The organism is Exiguobacterium sp. USCH10, from assembly GCF_037619445.1.
Taxonomy (GTDB): domain Bacteria; phylum Bacillota; class Bacilli; order Exiguobacteriales; family Exiguobacteriaceae; genus Exiguobacterium; species Exiguobacterium aestuarii_A.
Genome location: NZ_JAQPZO010000001.1, coordinates 638,210 through 658,049, shown reverse-complemented (window position 1 = coordinate 658,049; position 19,840 = coordinate 638,210). Strand labels below are relative to the sequence as shown.

The 19,840-nt window shown below is 47.1% G+C and carries 18 protein-coding genes; 14 read left to right on the top strand and 4 right to left on the bottom strand.

Annotation, left to right across the window (positions count from 1 at the left end; translation table 11 throughout):
• The first annotated feature begins 30 nt into the window (after window positions 1–30).
• The 5 genes from queG to PQI28_RS03275 all read left to right on the top strand — a co-directional run bounded on the left by queG (window position 31) and on the right by PQI28_RS03275 (window position 3,744).
• Window positions 31–1,179: a tRNA epoxyqueuosine(34) reductase QueG gene (gene queG / locus PQI28_RS03295; RefSeq protein ID WP_339962528.1), complete on the top strand. Its 1,149-nt coding sequence runs from the start codon at window positions 31–33 to the stop codon at window positions 1,177–1,179.
• Window positions 1,160–1,600, top strand: a complete 441-nt coding sequence (locus PQI28_RS03290) for a methylated-DNA--[protein]-cysteine S-methyltransferase (RefSeq protein WP_214785418.1) — start codon at window positions 1,160–1,162, stop codon at window positions 1,598–1,600. The genes queG and PQI28_RS03290 overlap by 20 nt, the downstream gene beginning before the upstream one ends.
• A 12-nt stretch (window positions 1,601–1,612) precedes the next feature.
• Complete coding sequence (gene trmL / locus PQI28_RS03285) at window positions 1,613–2,086, top strand: tRNA (uridine(34)/cytosine(34)/5-carboxymethylaminomethyluridine(34)-2'-O)-methyltransferase TrmL (protein WP_026826698.1); 474 nt, start codon at window positions 1,613–1,615, stop codon at window positions 2,084–2,086.
• Window positions 2,087–2,314: 228 nt separating this feature from the next.
• Window positions 2,315–2,872: a DUF5366 family protein gene (locus PQI28_RS03280; protein WP_074032604.1), complete on the top strand. Its 558-nt coding sequence runs from the start codon at window positions 2,315–2,317 to the stop codon at window positions 2,870–2,872.
• Window positions 2,869–3,744 carry a hypothetical protein gene (locus tag PQI28_RS03275; protein ID WP_339962527.1) on the top strand — a complete coding sequence of 292 codons (876 nt, stop codon included), beginning with the start codon at window positions 2,869–2,871 and terminating at the stop codon, window positions 3,742–3,744. Before PQI28_RS03280 ends, PQI28_RS03275 begins: the two co-directional genes overlap by 4 nt.
• 47 nt (window positions 3,745–3,791) lie before the next feature.
• On the opposite strand, the gene PQI28_RS03270 is transcribed toward PQI28_RS03275, so the two are convergent.
• Complete coding sequence (locus tag PQI28_RS03270) at window positions 3,792–5,579, bottom strand: transglycosylase domain-containing protein (RefSeq protein WP_337874631.1); 1,788 nt, start codon at window positions 5,577–5,579, stop codon at window positions 3,792–3,794.
• Window positions 5,580–5,733: 154 nt separating this feature from the next.
• Between PQI28_RS03270 and PQI28_RS03265 the strand changes: the two genes are divergently transcribed.
• From PQI28_RS03265 to PQI28_RS03250, 4 genes are read left to right on the top strand one after another with little or no spacing between them, the layout of a single operon-like run.
• Window positions 5,734–6,888 (top strand): glucose-1-phosphate adenylyltransferase, encoded by a 1,155-nt coding sequence (locus tag PQI28_RS03265; protein WP_224860166.1) that lies wholly within the window; start codon window positions 5,734–5,736, stop codon window positions 6,886–6,888.
• The gene (gene glgD, locus PQI28_RS03260; RefSeq protein ID WP_339962526.1) at window positions 6,830–8,023 is read left to right on the top strand and encodes a glucose-1-phosphate adenylyltransferase subunit GlgD; all 1,194 of its coding nucleotides are present in this window, start codon (window positions 6,830–6,832) and stop codon (window positions 8,021–8,023) included. Before PQI28_RS03265 ends, glgD begins: the two co-directional genes overlap by 59 nt.
• A gap of 10 nt (window positions 8,024–8,033) precedes the next feature.
• Window positions 8,034–9,467, top strand: coding sequence for a glycogen synthase GlgA (glgA, locus tag PQI28_RS03255; protein WP_337874633.1), 1,434 nt, complete (start codon window positions 8,034–8,036; stop codon window positions 9,465–9,467).
• A gap of 22 nt (window positions 9,468–9,489) precedes the next feature.
• On the top strand, window positions 9,490–11,922 hold the full coding sequence (locus tag PQI28_RS03250) for a glycogen/starch/alpha-glucan phosphorylase (protein ID WP_339962525.1): 2,433 nt from the start codon (window positions 9,490–9,492) through the stop codon (window positions 11,920–11,922).
• Between the two features lie 52 nt (window positions 11,923–11,974).
• Here the strand turns inward: PQI28_RS03250 and PQI28_RS03245 are convergent, their stop codons facing one another.
• A complete protein-coding gene (locus tag PQI28_RS03245; RefSeq protein ID WP_337874635.1) occupies window positions 11,975–12,790 on the bottom strand; it encodes a sulfurtransferase in 816 nt (271 codons plus the stop codon).
• Window positions 12,791–12,890: 100 nt separating this feature from the next.
• On the opposite strand from PQI28_RS03245, the gene PQI28_RS03240 reads away from it, so the two are divergent.
• From PQI28_RS03240 to PQI28_RS03230, 3 genes are all read left to right on the top strand, one after another.
• A complete protein-coding gene (locus PQI28_RS03240) occupies window positions 12,891–14,618 on the top strand; it encodes a phospho-sugar mutase (protein ID WP_339962524.1) in 1,728 nt (575 codons plus the stop codon).
• Between the two features lie 126 nt (window positions 14,619–14,744).
• Window positions 14,745–15,503: a transporter substrate-binding domain-containing protein gene (locus tag PQI28_RS03235; protein WP_074032611.1), complete on the top strand. Its 759-nt coding sequence runs from the start codon at window positions 14,745–14,747 to the stop codon at window positions 15,501–15,503.
• A complete protein-coding gene (locus PQI28_RS03230) occupies window positions 15,500–16,150 on the top strand; it encodes an amino acid ABC transporter permease (protein WP_015880920.1) in 651 nt (216 codons plus the stop codon). The genes PQI28_RS03235 and PQI28_RS03230 overlap by 4 nt, the downstream gene beginning before the upstream one ends.
• A gap of 42 nt (window positions 16,151–16,192) precedes the next feature.
• Here the strand turns inward: PQI28_RS03230 and PQI28_RS03225 are convergent, their stop codons facing one another.
• Window positions 16,193–17,290 (bottom strand): ABC transporter ATP-binding protein, encoded by a 1,098-nt coding sequence (locus tag PQI28_RS03225; RefSeq protein WP_214875186.1) that lies wholly within the window; start codon window positions 17,288–17,290, stop codon window positions 16,193–16,195.
• A 104-nt stretch (window positions 17,291–17,394) separates the two neighbouring features.
• Window positions 17,395–18,246 carry a PucR family transcriptional regulator gene (locus PQI28_RS03220; protein WP_339962522.1) on the bottom strand — a complete coding sequence of 284 codons (852 nt, stop codon included), beginning with the start codon at window positions 18,244–18,246 and terminating at the stop codon, window positions 17,395–17,397.
• A gap of 69 nt (window positions 18,247–18,315) precedes the next feature.
• On the opposite strand from PQI28_RS03220, the gene PQI28_RS03215 reads away from it, so the two are divergent.
• Window positions 18,316–19,407 (top strand): DUF445 domain-containing protein, encoded by a 1,092-nt coding sequence (locus PQI28_RS03215; protein WP_445236743.1) that lies wholly within the window; start codon window positions 18,316–18,318, stop codon window positions 19,405–19,407.
• A 36-nt stretch (window positions 19,408–19,443) separates the two neighbouring features.
• Window positions 19,444–19,815 carry a YlbF family regulator gene (locus PQI28_RS03210; protein ID WP_074032614.1) on the top strand — a complete coding sequence of 124 codons (372 nt, stop codon included), beginning with the start codon at window positions 19,444–19,446 and terminating at the stop codon, window positions 19,813–19,815.
• Window positions 19,816–19,840 lie beyond the last annotated feature (25 nt).

Below are 19,840 nucleotides of genomic sequence, written 5' to 3'. Positions count from 1 at the left end.
ATGCGAAAATATATAAAGGAGGTGAACGGAATGGACCCATACACATTAAAACAACAAATTCTCGAGTATGCCGAAACCATCGGGATTGACGAGTTGAAAGTGACAACGGCTGATCCGTTCATCGTCATGAAACAGCGACTTATTCGGCAGCAAGAGAAAGGGTTTGCCTCTGGGTTTGAAGAGCCCGACCTAGAGAAGCGTACAAACCCGGAACTTTTACTTGAAGAAGCCCAGTCAATCATTGCCATCGCGATTGCCTATCCAAGTAAGTTGAAGGATGCACCACGAAGTGTCGCTGGAGAGAGACGTGGGCTATTTGCCCGAGCCTCGTGGGGACTGGATTACCATCGCGCCGTCGGCAATCGATTAGAGCAGCTTCAAACGTACATTGAAGAGTTGGTTCCTGGAGTGCGTACGCGCTCGATGGTCGACACGGGTGAGCTCGTAGACCGAGCTGTCGCTGAACGAGCCGGAATCGGTTTTAGCGGAAAAAACTGCTCCATCATCTCACCTGAAAAAGGATCATACTTATATTTGGGGGAAATGATTTTAGACGTTTACTTGCCGCCGGATGAAGCGATTGAAGATGGATGTGGCGACTGTAATAAATGTATGACGGCCTGCCCGACGACAGCACTCGTTGAACCGGGCGTACTAGATGCAAAACGCTGCATCGCCTATTTGACACAAATGAAGACGTTGATGCCACGAGAGTTTCGTTCGAAGCTCGGAGGTCGCTTATACGGATGTGATACGTGCCAGCAAGTTTGCCCGTACAACCGTAAAAAGGATTGGCGTCACCACGAAGAACTATTACCGGAAGCAGAAATCGTTAAACCGCTGTTAGAGCCGCTCTTGACATTGAGTAACCGAGAGTTCAAACAAAAATTCGGACATTTATCTGGCGCATGGCGTGGAAAGAAACCGATTCAGCGAAATGCGATCTTGGCGCTCGCACATTATCGGGAACCATCTGCAATCCCGATTTTACGTGAATTCATCCAAAACGATGAACGTGAAGACATGCGAGCGACTGCGGTATGGGCGATCGGTGCGATTCTTGGTCCCGATGCCGAATCGATTTTTAAAGAGATTGAATGTAAAGAAGTATCTGACATGGTACATGAAGAGATTCGTATCTATCGAGAGGAGTGGGCACATGAAGATCGTGTCGTCTAAATGGGGACCGTTAGCGTATGAATTAAACGCAGCGGGCAAACTGACAGCTCTTGAGTTCACCACACATGAACCGACAGAAGAAGCCCCTGACTGGTTACAACATCTCATGATGCGCGTCGAGCAGCATGGATTCCATGAATCAGATCGTGCCTACATCGAAATGAAGGGAACACCATTTCAACAGGAAGTATGGGATGCGTTGTTGACGATTCCATATGGTGAGACACGGACATATAAACAAATTGCAGAACAAATCGGTCGGCCGAAAGCTGTTCGTGCCGTCGGCCAGGCGCTCAACCGAAATCCGTTACCGATTTTATTTCCGTGTCATCGGGTGATTGGAAGCAGTGGGAAGCTTGTCGGCTTTGCAGGAGGGTTGTCTGAAAAGCAACGCCTACTTGAATTTGAAATGAAAAAGTGAGGGAAATGAACTATGGCGATTCATGTCGTAATGTTTCAACCAGAAATACCAGCAAATACAGGGAACGTCTCACGTACGTGTGCGGCGACAAACTCGGTTCTTCATTTGATTCGTCCGCTCGGTTTCTCGACAGACGATAAAATGTTGAAGCGTGCAGGGTTAGATTATTGGCAGTTTGTCGATGTACGTTATCATGATTCGTTAGAAGAATTGTGGGAGAAGCATCCGGACGGACAGTTCTTTTATATCACGAAGTATGGGGAACAATATCCGAGTGATTTAGACGTTTCGGACGTAGAAGGCGACTATTTCTTTGTATTCGGTCGTGAAACGAAAGGATTACCGATGGAAGTGATTGAGAACAACTTAGACCGTTGTATCCGTCTTCCACAATCGAACCTCGTCCGTTCATTGAACGTGTCGAATACAGCTGCCATCATTGTATATGAGGCTCTACGCCAACAGGGATATGCAGGGTTGAAATAAAAAAAGAGCCGGATTCTTACGAATCCCGGCTCTTATTCGTTACCCTCAGGTTTACGGTTATATCCAGCTGTCAAAATCGCTGCGAGGAAGACGACGCTGATTCCAACCATCAATAATAGGCCCATCCAAAAATCCCCCTTTTAATCTCCATAACTATAAATAGTATAATATACTTGGTAGTAGAATTGCACTGAATATAAGAAATTACTGTGAAATTGGAGAAGGAACATGAAAACAAATGTGTACTTACTGAGCTATGCACCACTCATCGGAATTATTTTGTTTTCCATGTCACTTGCGATTGCGACGTCCGAGTATGTGATCCAGTGGCTGAATCAAATTGGCGTATATAGTGAAATCATCGAACTGTTATCCGTGCAAGAAACGAAAGTATTCGTACTTGTCGTGTTCTTCACCATCTTCTTTATGTTGTTTAGTGCACTCAAACTGGTCGCCGATACGTTCAATCAACTCGGCTTCGCTTTTTTTGCGCGAGAAACAAACGGGACGTCACTCCATCGGCTTAAACCTGGGGCGATTATTTTCCTCATTGGTTCTGGGATCAGTTTTCTGTTTCTCAATACATTACTTGCCGTCATGGCCGTCCTCGTCTGTACGTTATTGATGTATCTCTTTTACTACGTCTGGCAAGTGAGTCAATCGATGTCCGTTCCCCGAGCGATCGGCTTGTTGCTCATGCAAGGTGTCATGTGGGCGACATTGATCAGTGGATTAGGATGGTCGATTCTGCGGCTGTTTAACTCTGTCGGGGACATCATCTTATGAGAGAGATATTTGAGCCGACGTTTGATGAAATAGAGGCGTGGTGTCAGACATTTGTTCCAAAAGAAACGTTGTACTGGATCGATTCTACTTTCTTTGAAGAATTGCCGAGTAGTGTCCTCATTTTACCGAGAGGAGAGTTTTCCCGTCACCCCGCTTATAAAAATCCGCATCTTTCGAATGCCTATCTGACATGGATGATGGAGGAAAGCGTCACACATGTTGTCCATGCCCCGTCAAACGCGATTGATGGTTTACGACATGACGTCAAGTCGCGTCTTCTTGAATATCAGGTGACGACGAATCGTGGGCTTGTGTTACCTCTTACGGTTGAACAGCGGAATGAGGTATCCGATGACGCGATCGTGGAGAAGGATGGGCAATCTTTCATCGTCTTAGACGAGTCGAACTGGAACAAGCTTTCGACAGAAACCCGTCATTCGCTTATCTATCGCTATGCGAAAGAATGGGATACGTGGGAAGGGGAACGATGTGATGAACGGACACCAGCACATCTCGTTACATATGCGAACACATTTCCGATATATGAAGGGAGTAACTGTCTGGCAGCGACGTTATTCGCAGCTACACAACATGAGTGGATGATTCACCAGTGGATTCATCCGGAGACATTTCTTCAGACGATTCAGCAGAGCGGTTTTGAAACGGTAACGGATGCTGTTCCGGAAGCAGGTGACGTCCTTACTTTTTGGAACGAACAAGAGCAACTTATTCACGCCAGCTACTGTGTTCGAGAAAAACTATATTTCAACAAGCACGGTCAAGTTCGTTTTAACCCATGGAAACTCATAAATCACGATGAATTATTGAAACACTGGGGAAGCTATCGCATGCGCATCGAACGCAGCGTGTAAGTCATCAAAAAAGAGTCAGCTGATGAAAATCGGCTGACTCTTTTTGATTAATGCGCCTCTGTCCAGATGATTGCCGGGTAAGCACGGTTGGCGAGTTCGGGGAACGGGCGGGGCGTGTCGGCCCCGAGCCAAACCGCGGTGATGGTTTGATCTGTAAGTCCGACGTACCACATATCTTTATTATCGTTTGTTGTCCCTGTCTTTCCTCCGAGGTACTCATAATCACGTTTCACCTTACTCGCGTAACGTCCCGTCCCGTATGTCGTGACGGTCGCTAAAGCCTTTTTCATCGTAGTCATCGTATCGGGAGACCAGACTGCCTCCTCGGTCAAGATAGGCGTCAATGCGGGCTCATCCGTTTTGAATGTGATTTGTTTGATCGTATGACCCGACGTATAGACGCCTTTGTTTAAGAATGGTGTGTAGGCGGCAGCAAGTTCTTTTGGAGAGACGCCTTGCGTGAGACCACCGAGCGCGCTCGCCAAGTTCTCGTCCTGTTTATCCCATTGACTGAACATCATATCAGCCGTCTCATAGGCTCGTGGCTGATCGATTGTGGAGAAAGCTGCCAAGGCCGGCGTGTTGTAGGAATAGGCGACCGCATCTTTCAATAACACATCGCCTAATACGCGATTATGACTGTTACCTGGACAATAAGAACCATAGCAAGCTGGTCGTCCATCGAGAACCGTCTCAAGCGTCGCCCCCGTCTCTTCAATGAATGGGGCGAACACGAGAATCGGTTTGATTGCGGACCCCGGTTGACGATAGGCTTGCGTTGCGCGGTTGAATTCACCGACTTGTGTCATTTCCGAATCAACCATCGCCACGATTCGTCCTTGTGGTGTCAGTTCCGTATATCCTCCGTTTAACCCGGATGGCAACTGACTCATCACTTGCTTCGCTTTCGTCTGTTTGGCCGTCGACAGGTACGTCTCGATCGTCGCTTCGTGCGTCGATAAATAGTCTCGTGCTTCGGCATCATCCAAATCGTATCGAGAGCGAACTAACTGAATCGCTTCACGAACGACCGTATCCATATAGTCCGGATATTGAATCGTTTGACTTCGATAAGCGGCTTGCAGTTTCACACCATGATATTGATCATAGGCGCTTTTTGAGATGGCGCCCGCCTCGAATAGTTGTGTCAAAATCCGGTCTTTTCGCTCGAAATAAGCATCTGACGGATTGAGCGGGTCATACAATGACGGATTGTTCGGCACTGTCAACAAATAGGCGAGTTGGTTCCAGTTGAGGTCGGCGAGCGGTCTCGAAAAGTATGTATCGGCCGCAGATTGAATACCATAAACATTATGTCCAAAGAAAATAACGTTGCTATAGGCGGTCAAAATTTCTTTTTTGCTATAACTTTTTTCTAATGCTCGTGCAATCAATAATTCTTTCACTTTTCGTTCATATGTCCGTTCGTGAGTTAAGTAAACATTTCGCGCGAGCTGTTGGGTGATCGTGCTTCCACCTTGCACAGATGTCTCGTTCGCGTTATTAATAAATGCCCGGGCAATCCCGCTCAAATCATAGCCGGGATGGGCATTGAATTTTCGGTCTTCAATGATCATGATGGCTTCTTGAATGTGTTCAGGTAATGCCTTTGGAGAGACGTCATTTCGGCGACCTGCCAAGTAAATCTGCTGTTCGCCACCATTGTACGCGAGCGTGATCGCATGCTTCGACGAGAGTGGTTGCTCTGATACCAGTTCTTGTCCCCAAGATAAAATTTCATTTGTCTTTTCGATTTCTTCTTTCAAAGCATTCGCAAGCGTCAAAGAAGTCGCCAGTAGTCCTGCGAAAAACAAGATTCCAATCCAAGCTCTCATCGTTTCACCTCTTTCTACTCATTATATCGTCACATTTACGAAAAAATAAAAATGTAAACGTTATCATATAATAATTCGAGAAGGAATACTTTAGGAAAGAGCGAAAAAGGGTAAAAGAGGTTGTATATTACGATTTTGAGGAGGCTTATTATTTATGAAGCAAGAAATGGTTGCGATGCTCCTTGCGGGAGGAGAAGGAAAACGATTGGGGCCTCTCACGCGAAAAACGGCGAAGCCTGCCGTTCATTTTGGCGGAAAGTACCGAATCATCGATTTCCCATTGTCAAACTGCACGAACTCGGGAATTACAACAGTCGGGGTGTTGACGCAATACGAGCCGCTTGAATTGAATCGTTACTTAGGAATTGGGACGGCATGGGATTTAGATCGTCGTAACGGGGGCTTAGCCATTCTCCCACCTTACCAAGCACAGTCGGGGAAAAATTGGTACGAAGGGACAGCGAACGCGATCTATCGTAACTTGAGCTACATCGATGATTACGATCCGGATTACGTTTTGATCCTATCAGGAGACCACATCTACAAAATGGACTACGAGAAGATGCTCGAAGCCCACAAAGAAAAACAAGCCGATGTGACGATCTCCGTCATGGAAGTGCCGTGGGACGAAGCGTCACGTTTCGGGATCTTGAACACGGCGGATGACCTACGCATCAATGAGTTCGAAGAGAAACCTGAAGATCCGAAGAGTAACTTGGCATCGATGGGGATTTATATCTTCAACTGGAGCGTCTTGCGCGAACATTTGATTAAAGATGCGGAAGATGAAACATCAAGCTTTGACTTCGGAAAGAACATTATTCCAAACACGCTTCTCCAAGGGCTTGATGTTTTCGCCTATAAATTTAAAGGCTACTGGAAAGACGTTGGAACGATCCAATCGCTTTGGGAAGCAAATATGGACCTTCTTGAGGAAGAACCACCATTCGATTTATATGACCCGAACTGGAAAATCTATTCGGTTAACCCGAATCAGACACCGCAATATATTGGAAAAGATGCATGCGTCGAACAGTCTGTGATCAATGAAGGGTGTCATATTGAAGGAGAAGTACAACATTCGGTTCTATTCTATGACGTTCGTGTCGGCGAAGGATCGCTCGTGAAAGACTCGGTCATCATGCCGGGGGCTAGAATCGGGAAGGATGTAACAATTCACAGAGCCATTGTCGCAAGCTGTGCAGTCATTGAAGACGGCGCGACAGTCGGTGAGCCGGGTGGTGAAATCGTTGTTATTGAACCACACGAAAACATTGAAAGCGGCACCGTCTTCAAACAACGAGTTTGATACGAGTAAAGAGACACGCAAGGAGGCGTTACTGTTGACGAACGATTTATTAGGGGTCATTAACTTAGGCACGGAGCAAGGTCTGTTTCCGGAATTCACAGGTCATCGCAATTTAGCAGCGGTTCCATTTTCGGGACGTTATCGTCTAATTGATTTCACGTTAACGAATATGATTACACAAAACATCAGTCAAGTGGGAATCTTCACGTTAGACAAGTACCGCTCGTTGATGGACCATCTCGGATCAGGAAAAGAATGGGACTTGGACCGTTCACAAGGGGGACTACACATTTTCCCACCTGCCTTAAAACCGGACGGGGAAGCGTACCTCGGTGATTTGGCGAACTTCTCGATGCACCGTGAACACTTCATTCGCAGCAAACAACCGTACGTCGTCATTACGGGATCGAATGTATTGACGACAATCGACTATAACGACATGCTCGAACATCACAAGTCGATGGGGGCGGACATCACGCTCGCTTATACGACACATGAGCAGAAGTGTGGCTACTGTCGTCCAATTCGTCTCGGCGAAAACGATCGTGTCGTTGGCGTGTCAGAACGTGGCTTTTCACCAGACGATGAATATGCTTATACGGAAACCATCATCATGTCAAAAAACCTCTTTATGCGTCTTGTCGACGAAGCGACGTCTAAAGGAGAATATGACTTGTTAGACGGTGTCATCCGTCCACAGCTCCATCGGTTGCATGTTCACGGATACCATTATGTCGGTAAAATGCAGGCTATTCATTCAGTACTTTCGTACTATAACGAGAGCATGCGACTGCTTCGTGGAGAAGGAATCATCTATGACTTCCCACACATCTATACGAAGATCAAGCATGAGCCACCGACTCGCTATTTGAAAGGTTCAAAAGTGAACGAAGCGCTCGTAGCGAACGGATGTAAAATCCATGGAGAAGTTCAAAACAGTATTCTCTTCCGTGGTGTTCAAGTGAGTAAGCACGCACGCGTGAAAAACTCAATCATTTCATCGAAGTCGATTATTGAAGAGGGTGCTGTCGTCGAAAATGCAATCCTTGATAAGGAAGTCGTCGTAAAACGAGGGCAGGTCATCCGAGGCACAATCGATGAACCGATTGTCATCGCGAAACGAACAGTGGTGTGAGGAGGATTTTATGAAAATTTGGTATGTTGCTTCAGAAGCGGCACCGTTCATGAAAACGGGGGGGTTGGCCGACGTTGTCGGTTCGCTCCCTCAAGCGGTGGCGAATTTAGGAGAAGAAGTGAGTGTCGTCATGCCGAAATATGGCTCGATTGCTGCTGAATATGTGGACGAGATGGAGTATTTATTTGACCTCATCGTTCCGGTCGGTTGGCGTAAGCAATTCGGTGCGGTCTTGAAATTAGAGCGAGACGGCATCACGTATTACTTCATCGATAACGAATACTATTTTAAACGTGACGGTGTCTTATATGGGCACTTTGATGATGCGGAACGCTTCGCCTTCTTCTCACGGGCGGTCCTTGAGATGATTGGAAAGATGGAAGAAGTGCCTGATGTTCTTCATTGCCACGACTGGCAGACCGGCATTTTACCGGCCTTTCTACGAATTCACTATCAACATATTGAAGCGTATCAACACATTCGCACGGTTTATACCATCCATAACCTGCAATACCAAGGGATTTTCCCGGAAGAGATTCTCGGCGAACTATTACAGTTCGGTCATGAACATTTTACGACCGAAGGGATTCAACATAACGGTCTCGTCAACTATATGAAAGCTGGAATTGTACATTCCGATCAAATTACGACCGTCAGCCCGTCTTATCGGGATGAAATCATGGAACCGTATTATGGGGAAGGCTTAGACGGGGCATTACGTCATCGCGCGGTTGACGTCCGAGGCATTTTAAACGGAATCGATTTGGCAACGAACGATCCAAACACAGATGCGCGAATCGAACAGACGTATAACCTCGATACGTACAAAGAAGGAAAGCTTGCGAATAAACGAGCGTTACAAGAACGACTCGGTCTAGAAGTTCGAGATGACGTCATGCTCATCGGGTTCGTCAGCCGTCTCGTTGACCAAAAAGGGCTCGATTTAATCAATGGCGTGTTTGAAGAACTCGGTCAGTTGCCATGCCAATTCGCATTCCTTGGTTCGGGACAACCAGAATATGAAGGAATCGTTCACGAGATGACAGCAGCACATCCAGGGAAAGTGGGCTCTTATATCGGTTTTGACATCGAACTCGCTCACTTGATTTACGCTGGATCGGATGCTTTTTTAATGCCGTCACGTTTTGAACCGTGTGGACTCAGTCAATTGATTTCCATGCGCTATGGCACATTGCCGATTGTCCGTGAGACGGGTGGACTTCGTGACACTGTGAAGCCGTATAACGAATTCACGCAAGAAGGGACTGGGTTCGGGTTCATGAACTACAATGCCCATGAGATGTTAGCAACAATCGAAAAAGCGATTCGTGTCTTCTATGAGAAGGAAAATTGGCATGCCCTCGTCCATCAGGCGATGACCGCGGACTTTAGCTGGAAACAATCCGCCAAGCAATATCGTGAGTTATATCATTTATTCGCATGAGTGGAAGGAGCTAACTTGATTTATGTTCACAGATAAACAGAGCTTTGTCGACGCATTTAAAGAACGATTCATCGCATTAAATGGGAAGTCAATCGAAGATGGGACAGAGCAGGAAGTGTATCAAACCTTGGCAACGATGGTACGCGAACAGGCCATGCCAAAATGGATCCACACGCGAGACCGTCAAGAAGAAAAGCATAGTAAACAGGTCATCTACTTCTCGCTTGAATTTCTATTGGGTCGTTTCCTATACAATAATTTATTGAGTCTCGACGTATTAGAGCTCGTCAAAGAAGGGCTCAAGGATCTTGGATACGACTTCACGGACATCACGGAGTTAGAACCAGAACCGGGACTTGGGAACGGGGGGCTTGGCCGCTTAGCAGCCTGCTTCCTCGATTCATTGGCTGCGCTCAGTTTACCTGGACACGGAAACGGGATCCGTTACCGATATGGTCTCTTCAAACAAAAGATAGTCGATGGGTATCAAGTCGAATTACCGGACAACTGGCTCCGTGACGGCAATATGTGGGAGACGAGACGTCAAGATAAAGCAGTCGATATCAACTTCGGTGGATGGATTGAGATGAAGCAAATCGGAGACCGGTTACGCGTCGTCCATCATCCGGATGAAGTCGTAAGAGCGGTACCTTACGATATGCCGATCATCGGCTACCAAAATGACGTCGTGAATACGTTACGTCTTTGGAACGCGGAGTCGCCGCTTGACGATGAGGCGTACTTAGAAAAAACGAAAGGGACGTACAAAGACTTGTTGCGACACAAACAGTCGATTGCGACCATTTCGGAATTTTTGTATCCAGATGATACGACGTATGAAGGAAAAGTACTACGTTTGAAACAACAGTACTTCTTTGTGTCGGCGGGGATTCAATCGATGCTTGCTTCCTATATGAAGCGCAATAAGTCGCTCAAACAATTAGGCGATCACTATGCGATTCACATCAACGATACACACCCCGTTGTTGCGATTCCTGAGTTGATGCGAATCTTGATGGATGAGCATGGGTATGGTTGGGATGAGGCATGGCGTATCACGAAGAGCGTCATGTCGTTCACGAACCATACGTTACTCGCCGAAGCGCTAGAGAAATGGCCGGTCGAGATGTATCAACGTCTATTACCTCGTGTGTATCAAATTATCGAGGAAATCAATCGACGTTTCTGTCGGGACGTATTAGTCAACTATCCTCATCTGGAATCACATATGGGAGAAATCGCAATCGTATCAAATGAGCATATCAACATGGCCAACTTGGCTGTCGTCGGCTCTCATTCGACGAACGGGGTTGCCCAAATCCATACCGATATTTTAAAACAGCGCGAGATGCGTTACTTATATGAGATGTTCCCACTGCGCTTCAACAACAAAACGAACGGGATCACGCATCGACGTTGGCTCTTGAAATCGAATCCGCGACTGTCTGACGCAATCACGGAAGCGATTGGGCCGTCATGGATCGAACACCCGAACGACTTAGAAAAGTTGATGGGTGTCTCGAAAGATAAGAGCTTCCAAGAAACCGTGATGGATGTGAAACAACAAAATAAATTTGATTTGGCAGCTTATATCCAGGAGGAGACAGGAGAGGTCGTTGACCCGCATTCCATTTTTGACGTTCAAGTCAAACGTCTCCACGCCTATAAGCGTCAGCTTCTAAACGCACTTCATATCCATGCGCTTTACTTGAAGATTCAAGCGGATCCGACGTTTACGATGGTTCCTCGTACGTTCATTTTCGGAGCCAAGGCGGCACCGGGTTACTATTACGCGAAAGAAATTATTCGCTACATCAATGCCCTCGCCACGTTGATCAATAAAGATAAGCGGGCGAGCCAATTCATTAAAGTCATCTTCCTTGAGAACTATCGTGTTTCGATGGCGGAACGTATTTTCCCAGGCTCTGACTTGAGCGAACAAATCTCGACAGCGAGCTACGAGGCGTCGGGTACCGGCAACATGAAATTCATGATGAATGGTGCGTTGACAATCGGTACGTTAGACGGTGCCAATATCGAGATTCGTGACGCGGTCGGAGACGATCACATCTTTATTTTTGGGTTATCCCCACAAGAAGTCATGAACTATAAAAAGTTCGGAGGATACCATGCGGCGGAAATTTATCATGCCCACCAAGAAATTAAAGATGTGGTCGATGGTCTCATCAATGGTACATTCGATAAGGTCGGTGAATATCAGTTCCAGTCGATCTTCGACTCACTCCTCGTCTATAACGATGATTTCCTCGTATTGAAAGATTTTATCTCCTATATGCGAGCACAGCGACGCGTCGACGAAGTCTTTAGCGACCGCTCGCGTTGGGCAGAGAGCTCAATCGTCAACACGGCAAAATCGGGAATTTTCTCGAGTGACCGTACCATTACGGAATATGCGAATGCAGTCTGGAACATTAAACCGACGAGCGTCAAATAAAGATTTTTTGGAATAACATTAACTTCGGTGTAAAATAAAAACGATCCACCCGTTATGGGTGGACCTCGTTTTCTGGATAGCTGATCCAGTCAGAATAGGATCCGGGGTAAAGTCGAACATCGTCTTTACCGAGAGCGTGAAGCGCCAGAATATTGACGCAGGCGGTCACGCCGCTACCGCAATAAAAGATTGGATTGTCGACGGAAAGAACATCCTTGTAAAGTTCTTTTAAATCGTGAAAGTCTTCTAATGTGCCTAGCTCTGTGATGGCCTCGGCATAAGAACAGAGCAATGCGTTCGGGATATGACCTGCCTTTTGGTCAATCGGTTCATGTGTCCCGTTAAACCGATCTTCTGTTCGCGAATCATAGAGTGTACCGCTCGAGGCGGCTTTCACTTCTTCGAGTGTCGCAATCATGTCGTCTTGAAAATCTGGGGCATAGTCACTCGCTGGATAGTTCGGCACGTCGGTCGTGGTCTCACCGCAATAAGTGATGCCAGATTGAATACCGCCTTCTAGGACGACGACACGTTCGTGACCGGCCCACTTGAAGAGCCACCACGCACGAGCTGCGAATGGGAAGCCGTCATCATAAATGACGACCAAATCTTCTTTTTTCAAGCCGATGCGACGGAGCGTTGCCGTCCACGCTTCTTTTGAAGGAAGCGGATGACGTCCGCCATGTTCGCCGAGCGGACCGGACAAGTCTTCCATCAAATCGAGAAAGACGGCGTTCGGAAGGTGTCCCTTTCGGTAGACATATTTACCATAGGACGCGTCGTTTAGCGAATATCGGCAATCGATGAAACGAATCGAGTTCGTATGCACGATTTGTTTTAATTCTTGGGCACGCATTGTTGGAAACATTAATATCACCTCGAGGTTTCGTTACTCTCATCGTATACAAGATGGAAGCAATTGGCGAGTACTTCGATTGAATTTTTTAAGGGTGAAAGGGGAATGAATCATGACATGGCAACAAACGTATGACCGTTGGAATCAATTTAAAGGACTTGAGCCGCATTTACGAGCGGAACTTGAGGAACTCGCAAAAGATGAGACAACGTTAGAAGACGCATTTTATAAGACGCTTGAGTTCGGGACAGGCGGAATGCGCGGAGAAATCGGACCGGGTGCGAACCGAATGAACGTATACACGATTCGAAAAGCGTCACAAGGCTTTGCTGACTTTATCGCAGCTTCGGGAGAAGAAGCAAAACGTCACGGCGTCGTGATCGCCCATGATTCGCGTCATTTTTCACCAGAGTTTGCATTAGAGGCGGCACGGACGCTTGCATCAAATGGGATCAAGACGTACTTGTTCCCAAGTTTGCGCGCTACACCGGAACTCTCGTTTGCCGTACGTCATTTGAATGCGTTCGGTGGTATCGTCATCACGGCGAGTCACAACCCGCCTGAATACAATGGGTTCAAAGTGTATGGGGCAGACGGTGGACAGCTTCCGCCAGCAGAAGCGGATGAACTTGTCAGTTACGTCAATGCGATTGAAGATGAGTTGAAGATTGATATCGAAGATGAGGCGGCGCTTCGTCAAACAGGACTACTCGTCACAGTGGACCCGTCCGTCGATGAGGCTTATATGGAAGCACTCCAGTCGATTCGGATTCATCGTGACGTACAGGACAGCCCTCTTCAAATCGTGTATTCGCCACTCCACGGGACGGGACGCCGTCCGGTCATGGAAGGGTTGAAAGCGTATGGGTTTGACCATGTGACGATTGTAGAAGAGCAAGCAGAACCAGATGGTGCTTTCCCGACCGTCAGTTATCCGAACCCAGAAGAAAAAGCTGCGTTTAAACTGGCGATGGAATACGGGGATCGCGTCGGGGCTGATTTGCTCATGGCGACGGACCCGGATGCGGACCGTGTCGGATTGACGGTACGTGGGCGTGATGGGGAATGGTTCGTCTTGACCGGGAACCAGACAGGTGCGCTCCTGATGGAGTACATCCTTTCACAAAAGAGCGAGACGGGAACACTCCCATCGAATGGTTTCGTCGCCAAGACGATTGTCACGTCAGAACTCGGGGCTGCGATTGCGAAAGCATACGGCGTGCATCTTGAGAACACGTTGACAGGATTCAAGTTCATCGGGGAGAAAATCAAACAATACGAGGAATCAGGCGAATATGAATTCCTCTTTGGCTATGAAGAAAGCTACGGCTATTTGATTGGTGACTTCTGCCGTGACAAAGATGCCGTTCAGGCTTGTCTACTCGCAGCAGAGATGGCGGCATACCATAAAAAGCACGATCGGACGCTTTACGATGCGTTGCAGTCGATTTATGAGAAGTACGGTTTCTACGAAGAGTCATTACAGTCGATGACATTGAAAGGGAAAGCCGGTCTCGAACAAATCGGTCGTATGATGGAAGCGTTCCGTTCCAATCCGCCGAAAGAAGTCGGGGGATACGAAGTCGTTCGTTTCGAAGACTATAAGAAACAAGTGGCGACTGACTTACGGACGAACACGTCTGAAGCAATCGAGTTGCCGTCATCGAACGTCTTGAAATTCGTCTTTGCCGACGGGTCTTGGTTCTGCCTTCGCCCATCTGGCACTGAGCCGAAAATCAAGTTTTACTTTAGTGTTCATGCGGATCGTGCCGAGAAGACGACATCGAAACGTGAAGCAATTGAAGAGGACGTCATGAAACAGGCGAAAGCCATCGATTGATGAGAGACATCACTCTAGCGATAGGGTGATGTTTTTTGTTTGACATGAAGACATCACGCCAGTATGATGAGGTTATTGTTTAAAACCGTGTAATCATATAAGGATTATAGGAAAGGCGGAATCATCATGAAAAAGACATTAACAAGCGTACTCGCAATCGGAGCTTCAGTCGGGCTTCTCGCAGCTTGCGGTAACGAGACAGACAGTGGAGCGGACGAAGCAGTCATCACTGTCGGGACAGAGGCGACATACCCACCGTTCACATACAAAGATAAAGGTGAATTGATGGGATATGATATCGACGTCTTGAACGAAGCGGCAGAACGTGCCGGTTATAAAGTAGAGTATGAGGCAATGGATTTCAAAGGACTCGTTCCAGCACTTGATGCAGAACGAATTGACATGATTGCCAACCAAATGAGCATCACACCTGAGCGTGAAGAGAAGTATGCGTTCTCTGACCCGTATGCGGTATCAGGAGCTCAAGTCATCGTTGGTTCGGATAACAACGACATCCAAGGCGTAGAAGACCTCGACGGCAAATTAGTCGGATCGACACAAGGTTCAGTCTATGCACAAATGGCTGAAGAAGCTGGCGCTGAAGTGAAATACTACAAAGGGGCGAACCAAGTGCTTCAAGACCTCGAAGTCGGTCGTCTTGATGCAGCATTGAACGACCGTCTCTTCATCTTGACAGAGCTTGAAAAAACAGGCTATGACGTCAAAGCAGTCGGTGACATCTTTAACACAAGTGAAGCTGGATTCATGACACGTCAAGATAGCGACGTTCTCGAGAAGTTGAACGATGCACTTGCGGAAATGAAAGAAGACGGTACGATGCAGGAAATCGGTGAGAAGTACTTCGGTGAGGACATCAGTCAATGAATGAACTGATCACGACCGTCATAGATAACCGCTCGGTCTATCTTGAAGCCGTCCAGCTCACGTTGATCGCCAGTGTCCTGTCGATTCTTCTCGCCTTGGCGCTCGGTCTGATCATCGCTTTACTTCATAGTAGCCCGATTAAAATTGTACGGTTGTTCACGCGGACGTACATTTCGTTCTTCCGTGGAACACCGCTCTTACTTCAATTATTGATTTTGTATGTCGGTCTCACTGGGTTCGTGCAACTCAGTGGGATGCAGGCGCTCATCTTCGGACTTGGATTCCACTTTGCGGCCTATATCTCGGAAGCTTTCCGGGCAGCCATCAACTCTGTCGACAAAGGACAGGTAGAGGCGAGTGTCGCGCTAGGAATCCCGAAAATGAAGCGTTTCAAAGACATCATTTTCCCACAGGCGCTCTCTCGCGCCATCCCGCCTGTCTCGAACTCGGTCATCGACATCATCAAGTCGACGTCACTCGGTTCGGTCATCGCGGTTCAGGAGTTAACGTATGTGTCTGACCAAATTGCCGCAACGACGTATTTGGTCATGCCGTTACTCTTGTTCTCGGCTTCGATTTATTGGATCTTATCGACTTTGATTCAAGCCGGTCAACACAAACTCGAACAGCGTTACGCGATTCGATAAGAAAAAGCCTCGATTCAGACGAATCGAGGCTTTTTGTATGGCTTAACGGATGACTTGTTCTGTCTCTCCGTCGAAGAAGTGTGCTTTTGTCATATCGAGTGCGAGTTCGACATCGTCACCCATGTGGATGTTCGAGCGGCCGTCAACGCGTGCTGTGAACTGTTGTCCACCAAGTTCAGCGTAGAGGTAAGACTCAGAACCCATGAGCTCAGCGACGTCGATGTGCGCTTTGAACGTGTGTGTCGTTGGTGAGTCGATGTAGATTGGCTCATCATGGATTGATTCTGGACGAATCCCGAGGACGAGTTCTTTTCCGACATAGCCACGGTCACGGAGTGTTTTCATTTTTCCTTCTGGAACGTTGACTTCTTCACCGTTCGTGATGAATTTACCTTCAGCGAGTGTACCGCGGAAGAAGTTCATCGAAGGTGAACCGATGAAACCAGCGACGAAGATGTTGTCTGGGTTGTCGTATACTTCTTTCGGCGAACCGACTTGTTGGATAAGACCATCTTTCAAGATGACGATGCGCGTTGCGAGTGTCATCGCTTCTGTTTGGTCGTGGGTAACGTAGATTGTCGTTGTATCCAAACGATTGTGAAGTTGGATGATTTCTTTACGCATTTGTACACGAAGTTTTGCATCCAAGTTCGAGAGCGGCTCATCCATCAAGAAGACTTTTGCGTCACGGACGATGGCACGACCGATGGCAACACGCTGACGTTGTCCACCTGAGAGCGCTTTTGGTTTACGCTCAAGGTACTCTTCCAAACCGAGAATACGAGCAGCATCTTTTACGCGACGGTCAATCTCGTCTTTCGGGAACTTACGGAGCTTCAAACCGAACGCCATGTTGTCGTAGACACTCATGTGCGGATAGAGTGCGTAGTTTTGGAAGACCATGGCGATATCACGATCTTTAGGAGCGACGTCGTTCATTCGTTTCCCGTCAATGATAAAGTCACCGTTTGAAATCTCTTCAAGACCTGCAATCATACGAAGTGTCGTCGATTTACCGCAACCAGACGGTCCGACGAAGACGATGAACTCACGGTCTTTAATGTGTAAGTTGAAATCGCTGACGGCTTTGACGCCACCATCGTAAATTTTATCAATATGTTCTAAACGAATTTCTGCCATGTCGTTAGCCTCCTAAAGAATCTGTGTGTGTATAATAGCGCTTACAAGAACGATTATATGATGAAACCGCTTGCATTGAATACAGACAAGTTGCACAAAAACCGTCAATCGGATTTGTGCAACGTGACCATTAGTTGAAGGAGACTCGCGTCATAGAACTTCCGTGCATCATAACCCGTCGTCTCGAACAGACGATCAAGTCGATAATTCAGCGTGTTTCGATGCATGAAGAGCGCTTTGGCCGTATGGGAGACGTTCAATGAATGACTGAACAACGCCTCAAGCAGTTCAATCGTCGATAGATCAAGCATCTCCATGAGTGAGGCCGTAATATGGTTCCGCTCTTTTAAGTCCTGCTCTTGTAGTAAATAATGGTATAATAATTGACTAGCAGGGTAAGTTTTAGTAGATAGACGAGCGTATGGCATGAGCAGTTGATGTTGACGATACACACGGGCGAGAGGACCTTGAGAACGTTCGCTATAGACAGCGTGTGCTTCGATGAAGCAATCGCTAGCGATGGCACGCAAGACGTCCTCGAACTCCTGAAGGTCGACAAACGTGTCTCGTTCGATAAGTTCGATATGTTTGGTTGTGATCAACACGATTTCAGCATGTGGCATGAAGTCGTGGATAATGCTGATGAATGATTCGAACGCTTCCTCTTCTGCTTCTTGGAGCGAAAGCGAGATGAGCCGAAACGATTGTTCAAGACGGTACGTCTCATCTTGAAGGCGTTCTTGCCATTTTCGCTGATGTGGGTCGGACTGAAGGAACGGGGTCGCCCACATGCGGAGCAATTGTTGTTCACGTTCGGTCAATTCGAATGTTGGGAGCCCAAATATGGTACCATCTTGCGTCTCGAACCAGTCAAGGTCACCAGATGCATCTTCCGACCGATGGACAGCAGTCGGAAAAATCGCTTTAATACGATCAAACGTATTCAATACTATCACCTCATCAACAATGTATCATATTTCAGATCGGAGGCTTGCAGTTTGGACGGGTTATTAAAGATTTTACTCATGATTGTGATTGGGGCGACGATTGGTGGCGTGACGAACTTTCTCGCCATCAAGATGTTGTTCCGACCACATGAACCGAAATATATCGGTTCATTCCGGATTCCTTTTACACCAGGTCTCATTCCAAAGCGTCGGGATGAATTGGCATCTAGCTTAGGGAAAACGGTCGTCAAACACTTATTGACACCGGAAGGCATGCGAAAACGATTACTGGATGATCAAGTGACGACGCATATTACACACTTTGCGCAACAAGAAGTTCAGGCGATGCTACGCTCGGATAAAACCGTTCGAGAACTCGTAGAACCCCTCTACCCGAACGCAGAGGCACGCATCCTTATGTCGGCGGATGAAAAGTTACGTGACGAGCTAACGAGCGTCATGGCCGACGTGAAAGAACGGAAGTTGTTTGAATTGCTTGGAGAAGAAGGGATGGACCGCGTACGGGCAGTCATTCCTGAAATTGTTGAAGCACTTCTCGTCAAATCGGAAGAGTATTTTTACTCTCCTGAAGGTGAGGCGCAACTTCGCCATATGGTCGATTCGTTCGTTCAACGTCGACTTGGGTTTATCGCAGGATTCATTCAAAATATGAATTTTGTCGAGATGGTTCGACCAGAAATCGTCAATATTTTACGAGGTCAGTCGACTCGTGACGGCATGACGACGATGATTACACGTGAGTTCGAACGATTCAGTGAAAAGACGGTCGATACGTTGATTGATGAACGATTAGAAGCTCGACTCATCGATGGCATCACCGAACAAGTCGTCACGCGGTTGCCAATCGGGCAATTGTTGGATCGACCGGTATCGTCGTATACCGAGTCCATCGAATCCCGTGTCGTCGATGAACTTGTGCCTCAAGGGGTCACCATTGTCATTGAGCGCTTCACGAATCAAATGGAGACGATTATGGATCGCTTAAAAATCGATCAAATCGTACAGCAACAAGTCCAGTCACTCGACACCTCGTACCTCGAAGAGATTGTTTTATCGATCTCGAAACGAGAGTTCCGGGCAATAACATGGCTTGGAGCGCTGTTAGGTGGTATGATTGGGTTGATTCAAGGGTTAATTGCCATCTTATGATGAGCTAGACCCTAATAGCATTTAGGAGGACGTTACATGTCACAAACAAACTTGTACGACCAAGCTTACCAATTGGAGAAAGCACTTCGCGATTCTGAAGAGTTCACAACACTCTCTTCTTTATACGATCGTGTCAATGCGGATGCGGAAGCGAACCAGTTGTTCGCTGACTTCCGTAACATCCAAATGACGCTTCAACAAAAGCAAATGCAAGGAGAGGAAATCTCTGAGCAGGAAATGATGGATGCGCAAACGAAAATGATGAGCGTTCAACAGAACGAATTAATCATGGAGCTCATGCAAGAAGAGCAACGCATGCACCAGCTCGTTACAGAAGTAACGAAAATCATCATGAAACCACTTGAGGAGCTTTACGCGCCGATGGTAAATGAAAACGAAGTTCAATAAGATGTGAAAAGCGGATGGCGATTGA

What these genes read in the sequence shown, in the direction of transcription:
- PQI28_RS03270 (WP_337874631.1), bottom strand. Translation starts at nt 5,579, where the DNA reads ATGAGAGCTTGGATTGGAATCTTGTTTTTCGCAGGACTACTGGCGACT.
- queG (WP_339962528.1), top strand. Translation starts at nt 31, where the DNA reads ATGGACCCATACACATTAAAACAACAAATTCTCGAGTATGCCGAAACC.
- PQI28_RS03265 (WP_224860166.1), top strand. Translation starts at nt 5,734, where the DNA reads ATGAAGCAAGAAATGGTTGCGATGCTCCTTGCGGGAGGAGAAGGAAAA.
- PQI28_RS03245 (WP_337874635.1), bottom strand. Translation starts at nt 12,790, where the DNA reads ATGTTTCCAACAATGCGTGCCCAAGAATTAAAACAAATCGTGCATACG.
- PQI28_RS03210 (WP_074032614.1), top strand. Translation starts at nt 19,444, where the DNA reads ATGTCACAAACAAACTTGTACGACCAAGCTTACCAATTGGAGAAAGCA.
- PQI28_RS03230 (WP_015880920.1), top strand. Translation starts at nt 15,500, where the DNA reads ATGAATGAACTGATCACGACCGTCATAGATAACCGCTCGGTCTATCTT.
- PQI28_RS03275 (WP_339962527.1), top strand. Translation starts at nt 2,869, where the DNA reads ATGAGAGAGATATTTGAGCCGACGTTTGATGAAATAGAGGCGTGGTGT.
- PQI28_RS03240 (WP_339962524.1), top strand. Translation starts at nt 12,891, where the DNA reads ATGACATGGCAACAAACGTATGACCGTTGGAATCAATTTAAAGGACTT.
- PQI28_RS03290 (WP_214785418.1), top strand. Translation starts at nt 1,160, where the DNA reads ATGAAGATCGTGTCGTCTAAATGGGGACCGTTAGCGTATGAATTAAAC.
- PQI28_RS03250 (WP_339962525.1), top strand. Translation starts at nt 9,490, where the DNA reads ATGTTCACAGATAAACAGAGCTTTGTCGACGCATTTAAAGAACGATTC.
- trmL (WP_026826698.1), top strand. Translation starts at nt 1,613, where the DNA reads ATGGCGATTCATGTCGTAATGTTTCAACCAGAAATACCAGCAAATACA.
- glgA (WP_337874633.1), top strand. Translation starts at nt 8,034, where the DNA reads ATGAAAATTTGGTATGTTGCTTCAGAAGCGGCACCGTTCATGAAAACG.
- PQI28_RS03235 (WP_074032611.1), top strand. Translation starts at nt 14,745, where the DNA reads ATGAAAAAGACATTAACAAGCGTACTCGCAATCGGAGCTTCAGTCGGG.
- PQI28_RS03225 (WP_214875186.1), bottom strand. Translation starts at nt 17,290, where the DNA reads ATGGCAGAAATTCGTTTAGAACATATTGATAAAATTTACGATGGTGGC.
- PQI28_RS03215 (WP_445236743.1), top strand. Translation starts at nt 18,316, where the DNA reads ATGATTGTGATTGGGGCGACGATTGGTGGCGTGACGAACTTTCTCGCC.
- PQI28_RS03280 (WP_074032604.1), top strand. Translation starts at nt 2,315, where the DNA reads ATGAAAACAAATGTGTACTTACTGAGCTATGCACCACTCATCGGAATT.